The organism is Paracoccaceae bacterium (genome assembly GCA_019454225.1).
GTDB lineage: Bacteria > Pseudomonadota > Alphaproteobacteria > Rhodobacterales > Rhodobacteraceae.
Genome location: CP075370.1, coordinates 253430 through 275397, shown reverse-complemented (window position 1 = coordinate 275397; position 21968 = coordinate 253430). Strand labels below are relative to the sequence as shown.

At 64.7% G+C, this 21968-nt stretch carries 22 protein-coding genes; 17 read left to right on the top strand and 5 right to left on the bottom strand.

Going from position 1 to position 21968, the window contains the following annotated elements; genetic code table 11:
- Positions 1–2 precede the first annotated feature (2 nt).
- From KF887_01330 to KF887_01315, 4 genes are read left to right on the top strand one after another with little or no spacing between them, the layout of a single operon-like run.
- The gene (locus tag KF887_01330; protein QYK41815.1) at positions 3–833 is read left to right on the top strand and encodes a carbohydrate ABC transporter permease; all 831 of its coding nucleotides are present in this window, start codon (positions 3–5) and stop codon (positions 831–833) included.
- Between the two features lie 7 nt (positions 834–840).
- Positions 841–1836: an ABC transporter ATP-binding protein gene (locus tag KF887_01325; protein ID QYK41814.1), complete on the top strand. Its 996-nt coding sequence runs from the start codon at positions 841–843 to the stop codon at positions 1834–1836.
- Positions 1836–2606: an L-iditol 2-dehydrogenase gene (locus KF887_01320; protein QYK41813.1), complete on the top strand. Its 771-nt coding sequence runs from the start codon at positions 1836–1838 to the stop codon at positions 2604–2606. Before KF887_01325 ends, KF887_01320 begins: the two co-directional genes overlap by 1 nt.
- A 34-nt stretch (positions 2607–2640) precedes the next feature.
- A complete protein-coding gene (locus tag KF887_01315; GenBank protein ID QYK43384.1) occupies positions 2641–4080 on the top strand; it encodes a mannitol dehydrogenase family protein in 1440 nt (479 codons plus the stop codon).
- A gap of 17 nt (positions 4081–4097) precedes the next feature.
- Here KF887_01315 and KF887_01310 read toward each other — a convergent pair whose 3' ends face one another.
- On the bottom strand, positions 4098–5201 hold the full coding sequence (locus KF887_01310) for a substrate-binding domain-containing protein (protein QYK41812.1): 1104 nt from the start codon (positions 5199–5201) through the stop codon (positions 4098–4100).
- Between the two features lie 296 nt (positions 5202–5497).
- Here KF887_01310 and KF887_01305 point away from each other — a divergent pair, with 296 nt between their 5' ends.
- From KF887_01305 to KF887_01275, 7 genes are all read left to right on the top strand, one after another.
- Positions 5498–6727, top strand: coding sequence for a carbohydrate ABC transporter substrate-binding protein (locus KF887_01305; GenBank protein ID QYK41811.1), 1230 nt, complete (start codon positions 5498–5500; stop codon positions 6725–6727).
- 135 nt (positions 6728–6862) lie between these two features.
- Entirely contained in the window at positions 6863–7690 is an 828-nt protein-coding gene (locus tag KF887_01300) for a sugar ABC transporter permease (GenBank protein ID QYK43383.1), read from the top strand.
- A complete protein-coding gene (locus KF887_01295; protein ID QYK41810.1) occupies positions 7683–8579 on the top strand; it encodes a carbohydrate ABC transporter permease in 897 nt (298 codons plus the stop codon). Before KF887_01300 ends, KF887_01295 begins: the two co-directional genes overlap by 8 nt.
- A gap of 63 nt (positions 8580–8642) precedes the next feature.
- Complete coding sequence (locus KF887_01290; GenBank protein ID QYK43382.1) at positions 8643–9653, top strand: ABC transporter ATP-binding protein; 1011 nt, start codon at positions 8643–8645, stop codon at positions 9651–9653.
- 75 nt (positions 9654–9728) lie between these two features.
- Entirely contained in the window at positions 9729–10478 is a 750-nt protein-coding gene (locus KF887_01285; protein QYK41809.1) for a sugar phosphate isomerase/epimerase, read from the top strand.
- Between the two features lie 2 nt (positions 10479–10480).
- Positions 10481–11602, top strand: coding sequence for a Gfo/Idh/MocA family oxidoreductase (locus KF887_01280; protein ID QYK41808.1), 1122 nt, complete (start codon positions 10481–10483; stop codon positions 11600–11602).
- A gap of 169 nt (positions 11603–11771) precedes the next feature.
- On the top strand, positions 11772–13355 hold the full coding sequence (locus KF887_01275; GenBank protein QYK41807.1) for a glycoside hydrolase family 43 protein: 1584 nt from the start codon (positions 11772–11774) through the stop codon (positions 13353–13355).
- 14 nt (positions 13356–13369) lie between these two features.
- On the opposite strand, the gene KF887_01270 is transcribed toward KF887_01275, so the two are convergent.
- From KF887_01270 to KF887_01255, 4 genes are all read right to left on the bottom strand, one after another.
- A complete protein-coding gene (locus KF887_01270) occupies positions 13370–14062 on the bottom strand; it encodes a DUF899 family protein (protein QYK41806.1) in 693 nt (230 codons plus the stop codon).
- Between the two features lie 158 nt (positions 14063–14220).
- The gene (locus KF887_01265) at positions 14221–14655 is read right to left on the bottom strand and encodes a VOC family protein (GenBank protein ID QYK41805.1); all 435 of its coding nucleotides are present in this window, start codon (positions 14653–14655) and stop codon (positions 14221–14223) included.
- A 318-nt stretch (positions 14656–14973) separates the two neighbouring features.
- Entirely contained in the window at positions 14974–15165 is a 192-nt protein-coding gene (locus tag KF887_01260) for a hypothetical protein (GenBank protein QYK41804.1), read from the bottom strand.
- Between the two features lie 166 nt (positions 15166–15331).
- Positions 15332–16180, bottom strand: a complete 849-nt coding sequence (locus tag KF887_01255) for a universal stress protein (protein QYK41803.1) — start codon at positions 16178–16180, stop codon at positions 15332–15334.
- A gap of 227 nt (positions 16181–16407) precedes the next feature.
- Here KF887_01255 and ccoN point away from each other — a divergent pair, with 227 nt between their 5' ends.
- The 6 genes from ccoN to KF887_01225 all read left to right on the top strand — a co-directional run bounded on the left by ccoN (position 16408) and on the right by KF887_01225 (position 21967).
- Positions 16408–18009, top strand: a complete 1602-nt coding sequence (gene ccoN, locus KF887_01250; GenBank protein ID QYK41802.1) for a cytochrome-c oxidase, cbb3-type subunit I — start codon at positions 16408–16410, stop codon at positions 18007–18009.
- Positions 18010–18023: 14 nt separating this feature from the next.
- On the top strand, positions 18024–18767 hold the full coding sequence (gene ccoO / locus KF887_01245) for a cytochrome-c oxidase, cbb3-type subunit II (protein ID QYK41801.1): 744 nt from the start codon (positions 18024–18026) through the stop codon (positions 18765–18767).
- A 9-nt stretch (positions 18768–18776) separates the two neighbouring features.
- On the top strand, positions 18777–18968 hold the full coding sequence (locus KF887_01240) for a cbb3-type cytochrome c oxidase subunit 3 (GenBank protein QYK41800.1): 192 nt from the start codon (positions 18777–18779) through the stop codon (positions 18966–18968).
- On the top strand, positions 18965–19855 hold the full coding sequence (gene ccoP / locus KF887_01235) for a cytochrome-c oxidase, cbb3-type subunit III (GenBank protein QYK41799.1): 891 nt from the start codon (positions 18965–18967) through the stop codon (positions 19853–19855). Before KF887_01240 ends, ccoP begins: the two co-directional genes overlap by 4 nt.
- A 215-nt stretch (positions 19856–20070) precedes the next feature.
- Complete coding sequence (gene ccoG, locus KF887_01230; protein QYK41798.1) at positions 20071–21504, top strand: cytochrome c oxidase accessory protein CcoG; 1434 nt, start codon at positions 20071–20073, stop codon at positions 21502–21504.
- A gap of 1 nt (position 21505) precedes the next feature.
- A complete protein-coding gene (locus tag KF887_01225) occupies positions 21506–21967 on the top strand; it encodes a FixH family protein (GenBank protein QYK41797.1) in 462 nt (153 codons plus the stop codon).
- Position 21968: the final 1 nt, after the last annotated feature.

Here is a 21968-nt window from a genome sequence, read left to right as displayed (position 1 = left end):
AGATGGCCCGCACCGCATCCCCCCGCCGCCGCCTGATCGTGACTGCCGCCGCCTGGTCGGTCGCCTTCGTGATCTTCCTGCCGATCCTGTGGACCTTCATCCTGTCCTTCAAGTCCGAGGGCGATGCGATCAAGGCGCCGCTGCAGGTGCTGACCTCGCACTGGTCGTTCGAAAGCTACGGCGAGGTCCAGCGGCGGTCGAACTATGCGCTGCATTTCTGGAACTCGGTCGTGCTGTCGGTCGGATCGACGCTGCTGGCCGTGATCATCGCCATCCCTGCGGCCTGGGCCATGGCCTTCGTGCCGGGGCGGCGAACGAAGGACCTGCTGATGTGGATGCTGTCCACCAAGATGATGCCGGCGGTGGGCGTTCTGGTACCGATGTACCTGATCTTCCGCGATCTGGGGCTTCTGGACAGCCGCATCGGCCTGGTGATCGTGCTGACGCTGATCAACCTGCCCATCGTGATCTGGATGCTCTACACCTATTTCAAGGAGATACCGGGCGAGATCCTGGAGGCCGCCCGCATGGACGGTGCGGGGCTGCGGTCCGAGATCCTGTATGTCCTGACACCGATGGCGATCCCTGGCATCGCCTCGACCGTGCTGCTGAACATCATCCTTGCCTGGAACGAGGCGTTCTGGACGCTGCAGCTGACCACCCGCAACGCCGCCCCCCTGACCCAGTTCATCGCCAGTTACTCAAGCCCCGAAGGGCTGTTCTACGCGAAACTCAGCGCGGCCAGCACCATGGCCATCGCCCCCATCCTGATCCTTGGCTGGTTCAGCCAGAAACAATTGGTCCGCGGCCTGACCTTCGGCGCGGTGAAGTGAGGCTATCATGGGCAAGATCACGCTGTCTCAAGTGCGCAAGTCCTTCGGCGAGGTGGATGTCATCCCCGGCATCGACCTGTCCATCGAGGATGGCGAGTTCGTCGTCTTCGTCGGCCCTTCGGGGTGCGGCAAGTCCACCCTTCTGCGGCTGATCGCGGGGCTGGAGGACACGACCTCGGGCACCATCGCCATCGACGGCCGGGATGCCACCGACCTGCCGCCCGCCAAGCGTGGGCTGGCGATGGTGTTCCAGTCCTATGCGCTTTACCCCCATATGACGGTGCGCAAGAACATCGCCTTTCCGCTGAAGATGGCAGGCGTCTCGGACGCCGAGCAGACCCGGAAGGTCGAGGCCGCGGCGAAGGTGCTGAACCTGGCACCCTATCTGGACCGGCGGCCGGGGCAGTTGTCGGGCGGGCAGCGGCAGCGGGTGGCGATCGGCCGGGCGATCGTGCGCGAACCGGCGGCCTTCCTGTTCGACGAACCGCTGTCGAACCTGGATGCCGCCCTTCGCGTGACGATGCGGCAGGAGATCACCGAGCTTCACCAGAGCCTCAAGACCACGATGATCTATGTCACGCACGACCAGGTCGAGGCGATGACCATGGCCGACAAGATCGTGGTGCTGCACGCCGGCCGGATCGAGCAGGTCGGCAGCCCGCTGGAACTGTACCGCAGCCCGAAGAACCTGTTCGTCGCAGGCTTCATCGGCAGCCCCAAGATGAACTTCATTACCGGGCCCGAGGCCGCGAAACACGGGGCTGCCACCATCGGCGTCCGCCCCGAACATCTCGACATCGGTGCCACAGGCACCTGGACAGGCACCGTGGGCCTGTCGGAGCACCTGGGCTCGGACACCTTCGTGAAGGTGATGGTGGACGGGATCGGCGCGATCAACGTGCGTGCCTCGGGCGAGGTGTCGGTCCATCACGGCGATCATGTCGGCCTGACCCCGCAACCCGGCAAGCTGCACCGCTTCGGACCTGACGGAGGTGCGATGTGATGCGTCTGTCAGGCAGACGCGCGCTGATCACCGGTGCCGCACGGGGGATCGGTCTGGCCTTCGCCCGGGCCTATCTGGCCGAGGGCGCCCAGGTCGCGCTTGCCGATGTAAACGAGGACGCCGTGCGGCAGGCGGCCGCGACCCTCGGCCCCGGCGCGCATGCCATAATGATGGACGTCACCGATCACGCCAGCATCGACGCGGGCGTTGGCGACGCGGTGGCCGCGATGGGCGGCCTCGACATCCTGGTCAACAATGCCGCGCTGTTCGATGCCGGACCGACGGTCGAGATCAGCCGCGCCACCTTTGACCGGCTGTTCGCCGTCAATGTCGCGGGCACGCTGTTTACCACACAGGCCGCCGCCAAAGTGATGATCGGTCAGGGGAATGGCGGCAAGATCATCAACATGGCCAGCCAGGCCGGTCGGCGGGGCGAGGCACTGGTCGCCGTCTACTGCGCGACCAAGGCGGCGGTGATCAGCCTGACGCAATCGATGGGGCTGGATCTGATCCGCCACCGGATCAACGTGAACGCCATCGCGCCGGGGGTGGTCGCGGGCGACCACTGGGACCATGTCGACGCCCTGTTCGCCCGGCACGAGGGCCGGGCGCCGGGCGAAAAGAAGCGGCTGGTGGGGGATGCCGTGCCCTTCGGCCGCATGGGCCGCGCGGATGACCTGACCGGCATGGCGGTGTTCCTTGCCACGCCCGAGGCCGACTACATCGTGGCGCAATGCTTCGGTGTCGACGGCGGAAACTGGATGGCCTGAGATGACGAAGATTTCCGACGCGACGCTTTCCGCCATGCCCGATGCGGTCGCGATTCCGGCCTATGACCGTGCCAGCCTGACGCCCGGGATCGTCCATATCGGATGCGGGAACTTTCATCGGGCGCACATGGCCGTCTATCTGGACGACCTGATGAACCGGGGCCTTGCGCGCGACTGGGCCATCCTGGGCGCAGGCGTGCGCGCGGGGGACGCCGCGATGCGCGATCTGCTGGCGGGCCAGGACTGGATGTCGAGCGTGATCGAGATGGCGCCCGGCGTCCGGCAGGCCCGGGTGATCGGGGCCATGACCGGCTTTGTCGCGGTAGAGGACGGCAACGCGGCGCTGATTGCCGCGATGGCCGACCCCGCGATCCGCATCGTATCGCTGACGGTCACCGAAGGCGGGTATTTCACCGATCCGGACACCGGCACCTTCAGCCCGGACCATGCCGATATCCGCCACGATGCAGACCATCCGACCAGCCCGCGCACAGCCTTTGGCGCCATCGTCGCCGCGCTGCGCCTTCGGCGGGACAGTGGTGCACCGCCGTTCACGGTGATGAGCTGCGACAACCTTCCGCACAACGGACAGGTCACGCGGGACGCCGTGACCGGGGTTGCCGGTCTGTCCGATCCGGCGCTGGCCGACTGGATCATGCGGAATGTTGCCTTTCCGAACAGCATGGTCGACCGCATCACGCCCGCTACCGGCCCGCGCGAGCGCGCCATGGCGGCGGCCCTGGGTATCGAGGATGCCGCCCCGGTAACCTGCGAGCCCTTCCGCCAATGGGTGATGGAGGATCACTTTCCCCAGGGTCGGCCACCGCTGGAACAGGCGGGGGTGACGTTTACCGACCGGGTCGATGCCTTCGAGGCGATGAAGATCCGCATCCTGAACGGGGGACATGCGATCCTGGCCTATCCGTCCGGCCTGCTCGGGTTCGAGCATGTCCACGAGGCGATGGCGACGCCCCGCATCCGGGCCTTTCTGGATGCGGTTCTGACCCGCGAGGTGGTGCCTGGCGTCTCGCCGGTCCCGGGTGTGAACCTGTGGGACTACAAGACCCTGATTCTCGACCGGTTCGCCAATCCCGAGGTGGCGGACACCGTGCGCAGGCTTTGCCTCGACGGATCGAACAGGCAGCCGAAGTTCATCGTGCCGTCGCTGCGCGATGCGCTGGCACAGGGGCGTGGCGCCGAGGGACTTGTCCTTCTGTCGGCCTTGTGGTGCCGCTATTGCGCGGGCGTGGACGAGGCAGGCCGGGCAATCGCGCCCAATGACCCCGACTGGGCGGCGCTGACCGAACGCGCCGCCGCCGCACGGCACGACCCCGGCGCCTGGCTGGCGATGTCGAAGGTCTATGGCGACCTCGGTCGCGATCCCCGCTTTGCCGAGGGATTTGCCCGCGCATTGGCCGACATCTGGGCGGACGGAACGGCCGCGGTGCTGGACCGGTACATCTCTGCGTCCTGAGGGGCCGCAGCGGTTGATCAGAAGCTGCTGTCTTCCGCAGTCTCTACCCGTGTCGGGACTTCAAGCCCCTGCGACCCGGGTGGAAACCGGCCATCGGCCGGGGCATCGGTGCCACGGCCACCACGGTCGCGCGCCTCGATCGCCTTGACCAGTGCCCGGGCAACAAAGCCGCCCGCGCGCCCGACATCCTCACGCACGACAAGGATGTCGCGCCGGAACCGGTGCAGGAACCCGATGGCTTCCTTCGCCACCAGGTCAAAGTCACGGCCTGTCACAAGGCCCGCGCGCTCGGCCCCGGCGATGGCGGCCATCGCAGCCACGGTCGAACCGACGAGAAAACCATCGGGCCGGGGCATCCTTTGCATCCGGTCCAGCACGGCCTCTTCGACGGCCTTGCCGGGCATGTCGGAAGTTATGCCCTCGGCGACTTCAAAGGTGACCCCCAGTTCCGCCGCCGCGTCGGAAAACCCCGCGATCATGTGACCGGCAAAGGTCTGTCCTCGCCGGGGCGGAATCAGCATCAACCGCCGGCGACGGCGCTCGACAAGCGCGGCAACGCCGATGCGGGCGTAGGCTTCGTTGTCGAAATCGAAAAAGGGGTGATCGATCCCCATGTCGGTGCGGCCATGCGTGGCGTAGGGAAAGCCGCGTTCCGCCATGTAGCGGATGCGCGGGTCGTCTGGCCGCGTCTGGTTCAGGATGATGCCGTCCGCGCTTTCCGTCTCGACGATGTAGCGGACCGGTTCCATCGGGTCCTGTTCGGGAAAGAACGGCGTGACGATCAGGTGATAGGCGGTCCCCCGCAGTGCCTCCGCAATCGAGTAGATCAGCCGCGAGGTATGGTTCATCACGTCGGGTTCGGCGGAAAGGACAAGGGCGATGACATTGGTCTTGCCGGTGCGCAGGCGCACGCCGGCGCGGTTCGGCCGATAGCCGAGCAGCCGTGCCGCCTCGCGCACGCGCTGCTTGGTGTCGCCCCCGATATCGGGCGCGTCCTTCAGCGCGCGGCTGACGGTGGCGATGGCGAGGCCCGTGGCCGCCGCCAGTGTCTTGAGCGTCGGACGCTCGGGCAGCGAATCGCTTGTCGGGCCGGAACCTGGATTGTCGGTGCGGTCGATCATGTGACGGCGTCCGATCTCGGGGCACCCGGCACCGATTCGGCGCGGCGCCGCGATGCTGCGACCGCGACACGATCATGGCGCCCGGCTTCCAGGAATGGATTGCAGGGAAGTATCTTGGGATGGTTTCCGCAGCGCGGCATCCGGGGATCCAGCAGGTTTGCTCCAGCCCATTCCGGGTGGGTTCTTGCCGCATAGAAACCCCGAGCGACAGTTCTCCACAAGCGAAAAGATGTCTTGATCGAGAAAACTATAACGTTATAGGAATCACTATAACGATTTAGAAACGGGAGGAACGCATGAGAACCCTGAAACTAGCTCCGGCGCTATTCGCGTCGGCGGCCCTGCCGAGCCTTGCCTTCGCCACGGATCTGGAGGTCACCCACTGGTGGACGTCGGGCGGCGAGGCTGCCGCTGTCGCCGAGTTTGCCAAGGCCTTCGACGCCTCGGGCCACAAATGGATCGATGGCGCGATCGCTGGCGGCGGCGGGACTGCGCGACCGATCATGATCAGCCGCATCACCGGCGGCGATCCGATGGGGGCGACCCAGTTCAACCACGGCCAGCAGGCACGTGAACTGGTCGAGGCGGGGCTCATGCTGGATCTTACCGACGTGGCAGAGCGCGACGGCTGGAAAGACTTCATCCATCCCGCCAGCCTGCTGGACAGCTGCACCTTGGACGGTCGGATCTATTGCGTTCCGGTCAACATCCACTCGCCCCAGTGGCTGTGGCTTTCGAACAAGGTTTACGAGGATCTCGGGCTTCCGGTGCCGACCAACTGGACAGAGTTCGTGGCCTCTGCCCCCGCCGTCGATGCCGCCGGCAAGATCCCGCTCGCCCTTGGCAACCAGCCGTGGCAGTCGAACCTGGCCGCGGGTGCCCTGCAGGTTGCCATCGGTGGCATCGACCTGTGGAAGAAGGTCAATGTGGAAAAGGACATGGAGGCCGCTGCCAGCCCCGAGTGGCTGGCGGTGTTCGAGGCAATCGAAGCCGCCCGCGGCATGGCCGCGAAATCCACCGTGCAGGACTGGAACCAGGCGACCAGCCTTGTCATCTCGGGCGAGGCGGCCGGTCAGATCATGGGCGACTGGGCGCAGGGCGAGTTCCAGATCGCCGGGCTCGTGGCGGGCAAGGACTATAGCTGCCTGCCGGGCATGGGCGTACACGAGGTGATTTCGACCGGCGGCGATGCGTTCTACTTTCCGAAGCTGAGCGACCCGGCTAAGGAAGAGGCGCAGAAGGCACTGGCATCCGTGATGGTCTCGGCCGACGCGCAGGTGGCATTCAACCTCAAGAAGGGCTCCTTGCCGATCCGGGGCGACGTGAACCTGGACGCCGCCAATGACTGCATGAAGAAGGGCCTGAAGATCCTGGCGGAAGGCGATATCCTGCCGTCGACAGATCAGGTCTGGACGGCAGATACGCAGAACCAGTTCAACGACCTGATGGTCGAGTTCTGGAAATCGCAGAGCATGTCGGCTGCGGACGCCCACGCGAAGTGGGTCGAGATCGCCCGCAACGACTGACGTGCGCCTCCCCGCGCGTCACCGGGGCGGCCCACGCAGGGCCGCCCCCATCCCACGGAGATCCCCCGCATGGCGAACGACCGCCGCCCCCCTGCGCTGCTGCGAAACCTGAACGGCAAGATCGCGGCGATACCGATGGTCCTGACGGCGTTGGTGGTGTTCGTCGGCGGAACGGTCTGGACCGTCGTGCATTCGTTCACCAATTCGCGCCTGCTGCCGCGGACCGACTTCGTGGGCCTGGACCAGTACAGGCGGTTGTGGACGACCAGTCGCTGGCTGGTGTCGATCGAGAACATCCTGATCTACGGAGCGCTCTCGCTGATCTTCACGCTGGTGATCGGTTTCCTGCTGGCGGTGCTGCTGGACCAGAAGATCCGGTATGAGGATACGTTCCGCACCATCCTTCTCTATCCCTTCGCCCTGTCATTCATCGTGACGGGCCTTGTGTGGCAATGGATCCTGAACCCGCAGTTCGGCATCCAGTCGGTTGTGCGCGGCATGGGGTGGGAGGGGTTCACCTTCGATCCGCTCTACAATGCGGACATCGTGATCTACGGCTTGCTGATCGCGGGGCTCTGGCAGGGCACCGGCTTTGTCATGTGCCTCATGCTCGCCGGCCTGCGCGGGATCGACGATGACATCTGGAAGGCTGCCCGGGTGGACGGGATTCCGAAATGGAAGACCTACCTGTTCATCGTGATCCCGATGATGCGGCCAGTCTTTGTGACCACGCTGGTCATCATCGCGAGCGGTATCGTGAAGCTCTATGATCTTGTCGTCGCACAGACGAGCGGCGGACCGGGGAACGCCTCGGAGGTGCCTGCAAAATACGTCTATGACTACATGTTCCTTGCGCAGAACCTCGGGCAGGGCTTTGCCGCCTCGACCATGATGCTGCTGTCGGTGCTTATCGTGCTGATCCCATGGGCCTATCTGGAGTTCGGGGGCAAGAAGCATGGCTGACCTCGACCCTGATGGCCCTCGTGGTGCCCGCCCAAGGCGGCGCCTGTCGCGCCGCAACATCATTCTCTATGGCACGCTGATCCTTGTATCGGTCTACTATCTTCTGCCGCTCTACGTGATGGTCGTGACCTCGCTGAAGGGCATGCCCGAGATCCGGATGGGCAACATCTTTTCTCCTCCGGTCGAGATCACCTTCGAGCCCTGGGTCAAGGCCTGGGCAACCGCCTGCACCGGGTTGAACTGCGACGGGCTTTCGCGCGGATTCTGGAACTCGGTGCAGATCCTGATCCCGTCGGTGGTGCTGTCGATCGCGGTTGCCTCGGTCAACGGCTACGCGCTTGCCAACTGGCGGTTCAGGGGCGCCGACGTTTTCTTCACCATCCTGATCTTCGGGGCCTTCATCCCCTACCAGGTGATGCTTTACCCCCTGGTCATCCTGCTGCGCGACATGGGGCTCTACGGCAGCCTCTGGGGGCTTGTGCTGGTGCACACAATATTCGGGATGCCGATCCTGACGCTGCTGTTCCGCAACTACTTCTCGTCGCTGCCGGAAGAGCTGTTCAAGGCCGCGCGGGTGGATGGAGCGGGGTTCTGGGGCATCTACTTCCGCATCATGATGCCGATGTCACTGCCGATCTTCGTGGTCGCGATTATCCTGCAAGTCACTGGAATATGGAATGATTTCCTGTTCGGAGTGGTTTACACGCGCCCCAGCCTCTATCCGATGACGGTGCAGTTGAACAACATCGTCAACTCGGTGCAGGGGGTGAAGGAATACAACGTCAACATGGCCGCCACGCTGCTGACCGGCCTGGTGCCCCTGATCATCTACTTTGCATCCGGCAAGCTCTTCGTCCGCGGCATCGCGGCGGGGGCGGTGAAAGGCTGACCCGTGACCGTGACCGTCAAGGACCTGACTCTGAGATTTGGCGCCGTCACGGTGCTGGACAAGATGAACATCGAGATAGCGGATGGCGAGTTCCTGGTTCTGCTCGGTGCCTCGGGCTGCGGGAAATCGACGCTGCTCAATTGCATCGCAGGACTTCTGGAGGCGACCGACGGCCAGATCTTCATCGGCGGCCGCAACGTGACCTGGGAGGAACCTTCGAAGCGCGGGATCGGCATGGTGTTCCAGTCCTATGCGCTCTACCCGCAGATGACGGTCGAGGGGAACCTGTCGTTCGGGCTCAAGAACGCCCGGATGAGCCGTGAGGAAATCGCGAGGCGTGTGGCACGGGCTGCGGAAATCCTGCAGATCGGCCCTCTGCTGCACCGCAAGCCCGGTGCGCTTTCGGGCGGGCAGCGGCAGCGCGTCGCCATCGGGCGGGCCCTGGTGCGCGACGTTGATGTGTTCCTGTTCGACGAGCCCTTGTCGAACCTTGATGCCAAGCTGCGGGCCGACCTTCGGGTGGAACTGAAGCGGCTGCACCAGAAACTGGGCAACACGATGATCTATGTCACCCATGATCAGGTCGAGGCCATGACCCTGGCCGACCGCATCGCCATCATGAAGGGTGGCGTGATCCAGCAGCTTGGGCCGCCCATGGAGATCTACAACAGCCCGGTGAACCGATATGTTGCGGGATTCATCGGCAGCCCCGAGATGAATTTCCTGGAAGGCCGGATCGAAGCCGGTTCCTTCGTGATCGGCGATGTCCGCATCCCGATGGACCGCTATCCCTGGGCCAACGGTGCGCGGGCGGCGGATGCAAGCTTTGGCATCCGTCCCGAACATGTCGAGGTGGGCGATCAAGCGCTCGGCCTGCCATACCAGACCGACGCACGGGTCGAGCTTGTCGAGCCGATGGGATCTGACACGCTGGTCTGGACCCGTGTTGCAGGAACCGACTTTCGCTTCCGGATGGACGGTCAGGCGCGGGTGCGCCACGGCGACGCGATCCGCCTCGGCTTCGATCCTGCCAGCGCCTCGGTGTTCGACCAGCGATCCGGGATCCGGGTCTGATCCGGCAGGATGCCACCGGACGCAACGACAGATACACCCACGCGGCCCCGGTTGGCCGATCCGAAAGGAGAGTGCATGTTTTCCTATCAGCTCTATTCCTCGCGCAACTTCCCGCCGCTGACTGCCACGCTCTCGATGCTGGCCGAGGCCGGATATGCAGCTGTCGAAGGTTATGGCGGGCTGCTTGCCGACAGCGATGCCATCGAGGCGCTGCGCATCGGCCTGGCCGACGCCCGGCTGGCCATGCCGACCGCCCACTTCGGCCTGCCGATGCTGGAGGACGATCCGGCGAGGGTTCTGGCGCTGGTCCGCATTCTGGGGATCGAGCGGATCTACTGCCCCTATCTCGCGGCGCCTGACCGGCCGGCGGATGCCGCAGGGTGGCGGGCGTTCGGCGAACGGCTTGCTGCCGCCGGCGCGCCGTACCGGGCCGCCGGGATCGGGTTCGGCTGGCACAACCACGACTTCGAATTCCGCCCCACCGCCGACGGGATGATTCCGATGGCCGAGATACTGGCGGGTGGTCCGATGCTGGAATGGGAGATCGACGCGGCCTGGGTGATCCGCGGCGGGGCCGATCCCCTGGAATGGATCGCGCGCCATGGCGACCGCATCACCGCCGCCCATGTGAAGGACATTGCACCTGCGGGAGAGAAGGTCGACGAGGACGGCTGGGCCGATCTGGGCGACGGTACGGTCGACTGGTCCGCCCTGATGGCGGAGTTGCGGGCCGCAGGCTGCCGCCACTTCGTCATGGAGCACGACAACCCATCGGATCACCGGCGCTTTGCCATCCGGTCGATCGCTGCCGCGAAAAGGTTCTGACCATGAATGACCTCGGTATCGGGATCATCGGATGCGGCAACATTTCGGCCGCCTACCTGCGGCTGGCACCGCTGTTCCATGGACTTTCTCTCTGTGCAGTGGCCGATGCAAATCCGGCTGCGGCGACCGCGCGGGCCGAAGAGTTCGGGGTGGCGGCGAAGTCGGTGGATCATCTTCTGGCCGATCCGGGCGTCGATGTGGTGATCAACCTGACCGTCCCGGACGCGCACTATTCCATCACACGCCGCGCGGTCGAGGCGGGCAAGCATGTCTACTCGGAAAAACCGCTGGTCCTGTCGATGGCTGACGGGATCGCGCTGCGCGATCTGGCACGCGAGCGGGGCGTGACGGTCGGGTCGGCACCCGACACGTTCCTCGGCGGGGCGCACCAGCAGGCCCGCGCCCTGATCGACGAGGGTCGCATCGGTACGGTCACGGCGGGGGATGCGGCGGTCATGTCGCACGGAATGGAACATTGGCACCCCAATCCCGACTTCTTCTTCCTGCCAGGCGCCGGACCGATGCTGGACGTGGGCCCCTACTACATTGCGAACCTGATCAACCTGCTTGGACCGGTGCGGCGGGTTGGCGCGCTGACATCTTCGGCCAGCCCCACCCGCACCATTCTTTCGGATCCGCGCAGGGGCGAGGTCATCCCGGTCCGGACGCCGACGAACATCCACGCGCTTCTGGAATTCCAAAACGGGGCGACTGTTGTGCTTTCGGCCAGTTGGGACGTCTGGAACCATCGGCGCACGCATATGTCGCTCTATGGCACCGAGGGTACGCTCTACCTGCCCGACCCGAATTTCTTCGGCGGGCAGATAGAGCTTGCAGGGCGCGATGGTTCCGTGACGGTGGTTGCCCCGTGGGACCATCCGCTTGGACGGGCCAACGATCCGCAGGGCCGTGCCAACTATCGCACGGCAGGGCTTGCCGACATGGCGGCGGCCATCGCGGCCGGGCGAGACCCCCGCTGCTCTATCGACCGGGCGCTGCACGGGGTCGAGGTAATGACGGCCTGCCTGACATCGGGCGAGACCGGTGCCTTCGTCACGATGCAGACCACTTGCACCAGACCGGCCGCGATGCCGCCGGCCGATGCGAAGGCGCTGATGAGGTGAAGGTCGGGCATGTGAGCGTGCGGCTGACGTCCGGACCCGGTATCGTGATCGCCGGTCTTGTCGATCCTTCACCTTTCTGGCCCGGACGGGCGCTGCACCTGCGCGGCCGCCGTTCCAGGAATGTCGTCGCGGACAGCGTAGCATACACACTTGTGGACGGAGCGCCCAGATGACCGCCCAGAACCCGATCCTGCGGGGGTTCAACCCCGATCCAAGCTTCTGCCGGGTGGGCGAGGACTACTACATCGCAACCTCGACGTTCGAGTGGTATCCGGGGGTGCAGATCCACCATAGCCGCGATCTGGTGAACTGGCGGCTGGTGTCCCGCCCGTTGCGCCGGGCGGCTCAGCTTGACATGCGCGGAAACCCGGACAGTTGCGGTATCTGGGCACCCTGCCTGTCCTGGGCCGACGGACGGTTCTGGCTGGTCTACACCGATGTGAAACGGCTCGATGGCGCGTTCAAGGACAGCCACAACTACATTGTCACATGCGACGCGGTCGATGGTGACTGGTCCGATCCGGTCTACGTCAATTCCTCGGGTTTCGATCCGTCGCTGTTCCACGATGATGACGGTCGGAAGTGGTTCATCAACATGCGCTGGAACCACCGTGGCAGCGGCACGGGCGGCAACCCCAAACACGACAGCTTCGACGGGATCGAGCTCCAGGAATGGGATCCCGTGCGGGGGCTGATCGGGCCCGTGACGACAATCTATTCCGGCACCGACCTTGGCCTGACCGAAGCGCCGCATCTGTTCCGCCGTGACGGCTGGTACTACCTGACTGTCGCCGAGGGTGGCACCGGGTATGACCACGCGGTGACCATGGCCCGTTCGCGTGACATCCGGGGACCCTACGAAACGCATCCGCAGAAACACCTGATGACGGCCCGCTTCGATCGCGATCACGCGCTGCAGCGTGTCGGTCACGGGCAGTATGTCGAGGGTCATGACGGGCGGCACTGGCACAGCTTTCTGTGCGGTCGTCCGCTCGCGGATGTTCGCGCCTGCCAGATGGGCCGCGAGACGGGCATTGCAGAGGTGGTGTGGCGCGACGGCTGGCTCTGGCTGAAGGATGGTGGGCTGCTGCCGCCGGTCGCGCTGCCACTGGCCGCAGACCGCACCGAAACCCCGCCGATTGTCCACGACTTCTCGGGGCCGGCGCTGCCGCCCGAGTTCCAGTGGCTGCGCTCACCCGTTCCGGATCGGCTGTTCACCATGACAGGGGCATGCCTGCGCATGACGGGGCGCGAGTCCCTTGGCAGCTGGTTCGAACAGTCCCTTGTCGCACGTCGCCAGGAAGAGGCCATCTATGAGGCAGAGGCGACGTTCGATGCCGATCCGCCCGGCTGGCAACAGGCTATCGGTCTGACGACCTACTACAACCGTCACAAGTTTCATGCGGCCCTTCTCACCCGTGAGGAAGGGCGGCGTGTCGTGACGCTCGTTTCCTGCCTCGGCGACTTCGACCGGTTCCGACTTGTCTTTCATGCCAGCGCCCCGGTGCCGGACGGGCCGGTGCGCATCGGGGTTACCGTCGACCGCGCGCGCCAGCAGTTCATCGTGAACGGTGGCCTGGTGGGGCCTGAACTGGACGCGGCGCTCATCTCGGACGAGGGCGGGCGCGGCGAACATGCAAGCTTTACCGGTGCCTTCGTCGGAATGGTGGCACATGACCTGACCGGACAGGGCTGGTCGGGCGACGTGACGCGGTTCACCTATCGCAACCTGCCGGGCCGTTCTGGCGGGTAGCGACCTGCTGTCCGTCACATGTCGGCATCAGCCGCGTATTCGTCGTGCAGCCGCCACCAGAGATAGGGACCTGTCTGGGGCGAGCCTGAGGGACTGTCCTCCCAGTCCTCTTGTCGTCCGAGAGGCGAGATGTCGAGCAGCCCCCAGACCGAACCGAGCATCTCGCACCCGCGTGCGGATGTCTGGTAGGTGGCAAATGCCCGTCCGCCGTCGCGAAGGAACACGTCCCAGGCATGACCCGTCCCGACGCCGCGCATCTGCCGGAACTCGGCTGTCTCGCTGTAGAACGGCATCCGCCAGCCCAGACGGGCACGATAGGTCCGGCACTCGGCCACGGGTGCTGCGGCGGCGAAGGCAAGCGTCGTGTCGCGCGCCCACAAATGTTCCAGGCGTGGAATCTGGTCGCCCATCATGGAGCAGCCAGGACAGGGATGTTCGTCGGCAGGTCGCAGCATGTGGTGATACAGCAAGAGCTGGCTTCGCCCTTCGAACAGGTCGACGAGCGTTCTTGTTCCGGTCTCATCCTGGAAGAGGATGGCGCCGTCGACCTCGACCAGCGGCAACCTGCGACGCTGCGCCGCCAGCGCGTCGCCCGCCCGGGTATGAGCCTTTTCGGCAGCGCGCAGCGCAGCCATTTCGGCGGCGGCCTGTGCGGCATCCACCACGCGCCGGGAGGCGCCCGCAATCATCTGCTGCTCGTCAGTCATATCACCCTCCTCGATCTGCGTCGGCCGAACCGTCGGCCGCCCTGGTCCGGCACGTAGGCCCGATCGCGCCAACAGTTTTCACCGCGGCCATCTGTGCCCCATCCGTCAGTTGCCGTTTGCATGCAGACCGGAGCCGCCGCGAACGCGATCGCGCGATGTCATCCGGCAACCTTGTCCGCACCCGCAGCCGACGGTTCGAGGATCGCCCAGTCAAGGCCGAACGGGTCACGCAGTCGCCCATAGCGATCACCCCAGAACTCAAGCTTGAAGCTCTGCGTGACGGTGCAACCGGCGGCGACCGCGCGATCCCACCAGGCGTCACCATCGTCCACGACCAGCTGGAGCGTGTTGTTGATCCCGGTGCGGGCCGGTGGTTCGTCCGGCCCCATCATCTGGTCCATCAGCATAAGGGCGCCACCATTGATCACCAGCGTCGCATTCATGATCAGGCCGTGATCGTCGCGCGCGATTTCGCCCATCAGAACAGCTCCGAAGGCGGTCTTGTAGAACGCGATGGCATTGTCCGCTTCAGGGATCCCCAGATAGGGAATCACGCCCTTCATGATGGCACTCTCTGTCACAGCATCGGTCATGGTGTCTGCCTTTCTCGCCTATTGGCTATGGTTTGCCTGGTGTCGCGCAGGGTGGTGAAGCCCGGTCCGCCGGCAAGGGTGCCCCCGGTCTCGGGCGCATCGGCCAAGATGTGTCAGGGTCATCAGGTCGCGGCTCGGCGCATTGCGGATCACTCGGTGGTTTGATATCAAAGTAAATATATTCACTTCGTGCGGGCGCGCAACCCAAATTCGTCACCGAGAGATGCGACGCCCCCCCTGATTGTGGGCGCGGTGCACCGCCCGCGCGCTGGCGCATCGGCGCGACCCGACCTTTCGGCCGCCCGGGATAGCGGATGGTCAGTTCTCGGGCCTGGCTACGCTGGTGCGCCAGGCAAGCCCTTCGACATCACAGGTCGGACGTGCCATGGCGATGGACGCCACGACCGCCACTGCCGTGCCCAACCCCTGCAATGGCGCGGGCTGATCGCCAGGCTTGCGGATGACACGCACATCCGCCCGCGACGCTTCGGCGTATCGGGCGACCGACATGATCTGGGGCCGAAACGGGCTCCGCCTCGCACGGCGCTTGCCGAGGTCGTGCGGGCGGGCGGGTGGACCCCGCCAGAGGCGGCGCCGACGATCACACGACAGGGCCGCGTCCGTGACCGCAGAGGTTTGGCCCGACACGCGCGGAGGGAGCCGGAGTCTGGCGTGGCTAGTGAGCCATCAGAACGGGTATCTCGGCGGCCGTCAGCATGTTCCGCGTGGCACCACCCAGGATCGCCTCGCGCAGGCGGGAATGGCCATAGGCGCCCATGACGATCATGTCGGCATCCATGTCGCGCGCATGCCGCGCGATCACGTCCGAAACTTGCGGCATGGTGCGGGCAAGAACCGACACCTCGGCCTTGACACCATGACGCACAAGCATCTGGCACAGCAATCCGCCGGGGTCCGAGCGTTCGGGGCCATGGGAGGGCGGGTCGACCACGGTGATCGAAACCATCTCGGCCGCCCTTAGGAACGGCAGCGCGGCCCTGGTGGCGGCCATTGCCTCGGCGCTCTGGTTCCATGCCAGCACGATGCGCCGCCCTTCCGGCGTCTTGTCGCGCAACGGTTCGGGGAGGATCAGGACGGGTGCATGGCCTTCGAAGAGCGCTGCCTCGACAACCGCTTCGTCCTCGGGGCCTCGTCCCTCGCCATAGGGGCGCGGCAATATGACCAGATCGGCAAATCGCGCGCGCAGGGCAATCAGATCCGCAAGCCCGCCAAGCTGCGCGACAACGCTGTCGGCGGCCCAGCGAAGCCCCGGTGCCTGCGCCTCCGCGGCCTTGCGCAACGCCAGTTCGACCGCCCGGGCGTCCGCCTCGGCCCGTTCAAGCGCGACCTGCAGTAGTATCGGGCCTGCCCCGACGTAGGCATATCCGACCTGTGTCCGGTCAATCCCGAGCGCCAGAAGATCAAGGTGACCGTCATTGGCCCGTGCAACGCCAGCGGCCGCACCGACCAGCGGCTCGGTCCGAGCAGCATCGGCGGCGACGGTCAGGATGGTTCTGTAGGCCATGATGTCCTCCTGTTTTTCTGATCCCCCGTGGGACCTCCACAGGGCCAATATGCCACAGGCCACCTTGTGACGCATTGACCGGGATCAATCCTGCCGCATCTGCGGGTTGATGTGGATCAAGGCAGAGTAGGGACGCATCGGGCGATGACGGCTACAGTCGGGAAAGCTGCGGTCAGGATTCAGAGAATCGAGCCGGCTGCGGTGCGGCAGGAACGAAGGGACGAAGCATGTGGGATTACGTGAAACTGATCGTGCTTGGCCTGATCGCGGTTCTGGCCGCGATCGCGGCCAACTACGCGCGTGATGCCGCCTATCTGGTCAACGCCCTGGTGGTGATGCTGGCGGCTGCCGCCACATTCATCTGGGTGCTGCGTGGGATGGGCGAGCCAAAGGCCGCTGCGCGGGCGGACGAATATATGGACGGGGTGGTGCGCGCCGGCGTCATCGCAACCGCCTTCTGGGGTGTGGTGGGCTTTCTGGTGGGTGTGTGGATCGCCTTCCAGCTTGCCTTTCCGCAACTGAACTTTGGCTGGGCCGAAGGTATCCTGAACTTTGGTCGGCTGCGGCCGCTGCACACTTCCGCCGTGATCTTTGCCTTCGGCGGCAACGCCCTGATCATGAGCACCTTCTACATCGTGCAGCGCACAAGCGCGGTTCGGCTTTGGGGTGGGAACCTGGCCTGGTTCGTGTTCTGGGGCTGGCAGCTGATGATCGTGCTCGCGGCGACGTCCTATGTGCTGGGTGGCACACAGAGCAAGGAATATGCCGAGACCGTGTGGTACATCGACATCTGGATCGCCGTGGTCTGGGTGGCATTCCTTGCCGTGTTCTTCGGCACGCTGATCAAGCGGAAGGAGCCGCACATCTACGTCGCGAACTGGTTCCTGCTGTCCTTCATCGTGACCATCGCGATGCTTCACATCGTGAACAACATGGCGGTGCCCGTGTCGATCTTCGGGTCGCAGTCGGTTCAGGTCTGGTCGGGCGTGCAGGATGCAATGATCCAGTGGTGGTATGGCCACAATGCCGTGGGCTTCTTCCTGACCGCAGGCTTCCTTGGCATGATGTACTACTTCGTGCCGAAACAGGCCGAGCGCCCGGTGTTCAGCTACAAGCTGTCGATCATCCACTTCTGGGCGCTGATCTTCCTGTACATCTGGGCCGGTCCGCACCACCTCCACTATACCGCACTGCCCGACTGGGCCTCGACGCTGGGCATGGTGTTCTCGGTCATCCTGTGGATGCCGTCCTGGGGCGGCATGATCAACGGGCTGATGACGCTGTCCGGCGCCTGGGACAAGCTGCGCACCGATCCGGTGATCCGCATGATGGTGGTGTCGATCGGGTTCTACGGCATGTCGACCTTTGAAGGCCCGATGATGAGCATCAAGGCCGTCAACAGCCTGTCGCACTACACCGACTGGACCATCGGCCACGTGCACTCGGGTGCCCTTGGCTGGAACGGCATGATCACGTTCGGCGCGCTGTACTTCCTGACGCCCCGGCTCTGGAACCGCCCGCAGCTGTACAGCCTTGGACTGGTCAGCTGGCACTTCTGGCTCGCAACCATCGGGATCGTTCTCTACGCCTCGGCGATGTGGGTGACCGGCATCATGGAAGGGCTGATGTGGCGTGAAGTCGATGCGAACGGGTTCTTGGTGAACGCCTTCGCCGATACCGTCGTGGCCAAGTATCCGATGTATGTCGTGCGGGGTATCGGCGGGCTGCTGTACCTCACAGGTGCGATCATCATGTGCTACAATCTGTGGATGACCGTCCGCGCCCAACCCGCAAGGGTTGGTGCCGGCGCGGCCGTTCCTGCCGAGTGAAGGGGGGCGCGGAAATGGCGATCCTGGAAAAACACAAGGCCATCGAGACCCACGCCACGCTCTTGCTCGTGCTGTCGTTCCTGGTGGTGACCATCGGCGGGCTGGTGCAGATCACGCCGCTGTTCTACCTCGAGAACACGATCGAGAAGGTCGAAGGGGTCCGCCCCTACACGCCGCTCGAACTGGCGGGGCGCGACATCTATATCCGCGAGGGCTGCTACGTCTGCCACAGCCAGATGATCCGCCCGATGCGCGACGAGGTCGAGCGCTACGGCCACTACTCGCTGGCGGCCGAGTCGATGTACGACCGGCCCTTCCAGTGGGGCTCGAAGCGGACAGGCCCCGACCTTGCCCGCGTCGGCAACCGCTACTCCGACGACTGGCACCGCGACCACCTGATGGCGCCCAAGTCGGTGGTGCCGGAATCGGTGATGCCTCCCTATGCCTTCCTGATGGATAGGGTCATCGACGGGCGATACATCGGCGACGTGATGTCGACCCACCGGTTGCTGGGAACGCCCTACAGCGACGAGATGATGCAGAATGCCATCGCCGATTTCCGGGCGCAGGCGAACCCTGACCTCGACGATGGCGGGCTTGAGGTGCGCTATGGCGCCGAAGCCTTCTTTGCGCCCGTGAACGTGCGGAACTTCGACGGGCAACCCCAGACGACCGAAATGGACGCGCTGATTGCCTATCTTCAGGTGCTGGGCACGATGGTCGACTTCTCGACCTTCACCCCCGACGCGAACCGGTAGGGGGTTGCCATGGAAACCTACACTTTCCTGCGGCAACTCGCGGACAGCTGGGCGCTTCTTCTGATGTTCACGATGTTCCTGGGTGTCGTGGTCTGGGCTTTCCGACCCGGCAGCCGTGCCAGGCACGACGAGGCGGCAAACCAGATCTTCCGCAACGACGCGCGGCCAGCCCGCAACGATGACAAGGAGGCGCAGAGATGAGCGCACATCCGAAGCCGCCAGCGAAGCCCGGCGAGGTGGAAACCACGGGTCACACCTGGGACGGCATCGAAGAATACAACAACCCGCTGCCACGGTGGTGGCTGTACATCTTCTATGCCACGATCGTCTGGGGTCTGGGCTACACCATCGCATATCCGGCATGGCCGTTGCTGACACAGGCAACGCCAGGCGTGCTTGGTCATTCCACCCGCGCCGATGTCGCCGCCGAGATCCAGCGGTTCAGCGACGCGAACGCCGCGATCCGTGCGCGGGTCGAGGAGGTGGAACTGACCCAGATAGCCGCAGATCCCGAACTGCTGGGATACGCGCAGAACGCAGGCGCCGCCGTGTTCCGCACGTGGTGCGCACAGTGCCACGGTTCGGGCGCGGCAGGTGTTCAGGCCTCGGGTTATCCGAACCTGCTGGATGACGACTGGCTGTGGGGTGGTGATATCGAGAACATCCACACCACCATCTCCTATGGCATCCGCAACACGACGAGCGACAGTGCTCGCTACTCCGAGATGCCCAAGTTCGGCGAACTTCTGGAAAAGGACGAGATCGAGTCGCTCGTTCAGTTCGTGCGCCAGATGTCGGGCCAGGAACATGATGCGGCGCTGGCGGAACCGGGCAACCAGCTGTTCGCGGACAACTGTGCAAGCTGTCATGGCGACGCGGGCGAAGGCAACCGTGACCTGGGTGCACCTCGTCTGAATGACGCGATCTGGCTTTATGGTGGCAGCGAGGCGGAGATCCGGCAGACTGTGACCTACTCGCGTTTCGGTGTGATGCCGAACTGGGATACGAGGCTGACCGAGGCCGACATTCGCTCGGTCGCGGTGTATGTGCATGGTCTGGGTGGCGGCGAGGATACGCCCGCAGAGTGACAACTTGCCTGCGGCCGCACCCGCCGCAGCCTCTGTCCGAAGGAGTGCAGCGTCCGCCGCCCACGGCGGACGTTCGCTTTCCGAAGCATGCTCCGGACATGTGCGCGGAATGTCGCATGGCAAAAGGTGCACCAACGATGCCGGTTTGATGCAGGTCAATGCCATCCGGCCTAGTTCACCCAATCTAGGGTAGATTGAATCCCCGGAGTCCCGCTGTGCCCACCGATAGCCAGTCCGACCAACTCTACGCGAAGCGTGAGCCGATCTTTCCCAGACGGGTGAAGGGCAGCTTTCGCACGTTGAAGTGGTGGCTGATGGGTATCACTCTGGGTATCTACTATCTGACGCCATGGATCCGATGGGATCGCGGGCCGAACCTGCCGGACCAGGCCGTTCTGGTTGACATGGCGCATCGTCGTTTCTTCTTCTTCATGGTCGAGATCTGGCCTCACGAGTTCTATTTCGTGGCCGGCCTTCTGATCATGGCAGGGCTCGGGCTGTTCCTGTTCACGTCGGCGGCGGGGCGGGTCTGGTGCGGTTATGCCTGCCCGCAGACGGTCTGGACCGACCTGTTCATCCTGGTTGAACGCTGGATCGAGGGCGACCGCAATGCCCGGCTGCGGCTTTTCCATCAGAAATGGAATGCCGAGAAGGTCCGGAAATATGGGCTGAAGTGGACCGTCTGGCTGTTGATCGGGCTGGCGACGGGTGGGGCCTGGGTGTTCTATTTCACGGATGCGCCAACGCTGGCTCGGGACCTCGTCACGGGCGCCGCGCATCCGATCGCGTACACCACGATGGGAATCCTGACGCTGACCACCTTCCTGTTCGGTGGCTTCTTCCGCGAACAGGTCTGTATCTATGCATGCCCCTGGCCGCGCATCCAGGCCGCCATGATGGACGAAGATACGATCACCGTTGCCTATCGTGAGTGGCGGGGCGAGCCGCGCGGCAAGCTGAAGAAAGGGCAGGCCGCGCCGGACACAGCCCAGGGCGACTGCATCGACTGCATGGCCTGCGTCAACGTCTGCCCGATGGGGATCGACATACGCAACGGTCAGCAGCTGGCCTGCATCACTTGCGCACTGTGCATCGATGCCTGCAACGACGTCATGGACCGGATCGGCAAGCCACGTGGCCTGATCGACTATCTGGCGCTGACGGACGAGACGGCGGAACGCGCAGGCGCCCAGCCCAAGTCCGTCTGGAAGCATGTCTTTCGCCTGCGCACCGTCATCTACACTGTGCTGTGGGCGGGGGTCGGACTGGGCCTCGTGGTGGCACTGTTCCTGCGCACGGAAATTGACGTGAACGTGACACCGGTCCGCAATCCGACCCATGTCGTGTTGTCCGATGGGTCGGTCCGCAACACCTATGATCTGCGTCTGCGCAACAAGCACGGCGACGACCGGTATTTCCACATCTCGCTGACGTCGGACGAGGTACTGCGAATCGCGCTTGAGGGCACCGATGAGCTCAAGGTTCTGGTCCCCGCGAACGAAACCAAGACACAGCGTGTCTATGTGATCGCCCGGCCGAACGATCCGGCGGCAAGCGCACCGCGTACCACCTTGCGCCTGTGGATCGAGGATCTTGGATCGACGGATCGGGTGCATCATGACACCATCTTCAACGGACGGGGGAACTGAGATGGCTGACACGGGCAAGCTGACGGGGCGCCATGTGGCGGTGATCACGGTCGGGGCATTCGCCGTGATCGTGGGCGTCAACCTTGTCATGGCCTGGAAGGCAGTCAGCACCTTCCCCGGGATCGAGGTCAAGAATTCCTATGTCGCCAGTCAGGGCTGGAACGCCGCGCGGGACGCCCAGATCGCGCTTGGCTGGCGCCTGACACAGGAATACCGCGAGGGGGTACTGACGCTCCGATTCACGGATTCGGGCGGTCTGCCCGCACCGGTTGCCGGGCTCAGTGTACTGGTCGGTCGGGCGACAGAGGCCCGCGACGACGTGATCCCCGCCTTCCAGCGTGAAGGGGGCGCATTCCACGCCGATCTGCCCCTGGCGCCGGGCAAATGGCTGGTTCGGGTCGAGGCGCTGGCCGAAGACGGAACCGCATTCCGTCAGCGCCTGTCGCTGAGTGTGCGGGGCTGAC

Bases quoted from the DNA above. Each gene is read 5' to 3' on its own strand.
- KF887_01325 (QYK41814.1), top strand. From the start codon at position 841: ATGGGCAAGATCACGCTGTCTCAAGTGCGCAAGTCCTTCGGCGAGGTG.
- KF887_01255 (QYK41803.1), bottom strand. From the start codon at position 16,180: ATGGCCTACAGAACCATCCTGACCGTCGCCGCCGATGCTGCTCGGACC.
- KF887_01280 (QYK41808.1), top strand. From the start codon at position 10,481: ATGAATGACCTCGGTATCGGGATCATCGGATGCGGCAACATTTCGGCC.
- KF887_01305 (QYK41811.1), top strand. From the start codon at position 5,498: ATGAGAACCCTGAAACTAGCTCCGGCGCTATTCGCGTCGGCGGCCCTG.
- ccoN (QYK41802.1), top strand. From the start codon at position 16,408: ATGTGGGATTACGTGAAACTGATCGTGCTTGGCCTGATCGCGGTTCTG.
- KF887_01300 (QYK43383.1), top strand. From the start codon at position 6,863: ATGGTCCTGACGGCGTTGGTGGTGTTCGTCGGCGGAACGGTCTGGACC.
- KF887_01270 (QYK41806.1), bottom strand. From the start codon at position 14,062: ATGACTGACGAGCAGCAGATGATTGCGGGCGCCTCCCGGCGCGTGGTG.
- ccoP (QYK41799.1), top strand. From the start codon at position 18,965: ATGAGCGCACATCCGAAGCCGCCAGCGAAGCCCGGCGAGGTGGAAACC.
- KF887_01225 (QYK41797.1), top strand. From the start codon at position 21,506: ATGGCTGACACGGGCAAGCTGACGGGGCGCCATGTGGCGGTGATCACG.
- KF887_01295 (QYK41810.1), top strand. From the start codon at position 7,683: ATGGCTGACCTCGACCCTGATGGCCCTCGTGGTGCCCGCCCAAGGCGG.
- KF887_01315 (QYK43384.1), top strand. From the start codon at position 2,641: ATGCCCGATGCGGTCGCGATTCCGGCCTATGACCGTGCCAGCCTGACG.
- KF887_01240 (QYK41800.1), top strand. From the start codon at position 18,777: ATGGAAACCTACACTTTCCTGCGGCAACTCGCGGACAGCTGGGCGCTT.
- KF887_01290 (QYK43382.1), top strand. From the start codon at position 8,643: ATGAACATCGAGATAGCGGATGGCGAGTTCCTGGTTCTGCTCGGTGCC.
- KF887_01285 (QYK41809.1), top strand. From the start codon at position 9,729: ATGTTTTCCTATCAGCTCTATTCCTCGCGCAACTTCCCGCCGCTGACT.
- KF887_01275 (QYK41807.1), top strand. From the start codon at position 11,772: ATGACCGCCCAGAACCCGATCCTGCGGGGGTTCAACCCCGATCCAAGC.
- ccoO (QYK41801.1), top strand. From the start codon at position 18,024: ATGGCGATCCTGGAAAAACACAAGGCCATCGAGACCCACGCCACGCTC.
- KF887_01330 (QYK41815.1), top strand. From the start codon at position 3: ATGGCCCGCACCGCATCCCCCCGCCGCCGCCTGATCGTGACTGCCGCC.
- KF887_01260 (QYK41804.1), bottom strand. From the start codon at position 15,165: ATGTCGGTCGCCCGATACGCCGAAGCGTCGCGGGCGGATGTGCGTGTC.
- KF887_01320 (QYK41813.1), top strand. From the start codon at position 1,836: ATGCGTCTGTCAGGCAGACGCGCGCTGATCACCGGTGCCGCACGGGGG.
- KF887_01265 (QYK41805.1), bottom strand. From the start codon at position 14,655: ATGACCGATGCTGTGACAGAGAGTGCCATCATGAAGGGCGTGATTCCC.
- KF887_01310 (QYK41812.1), bottom strand. From the start codon at position 5,201: ATGATCGACCGCACCGACAATCCAGGTTCCGGCCCGACAAGCGATTCG.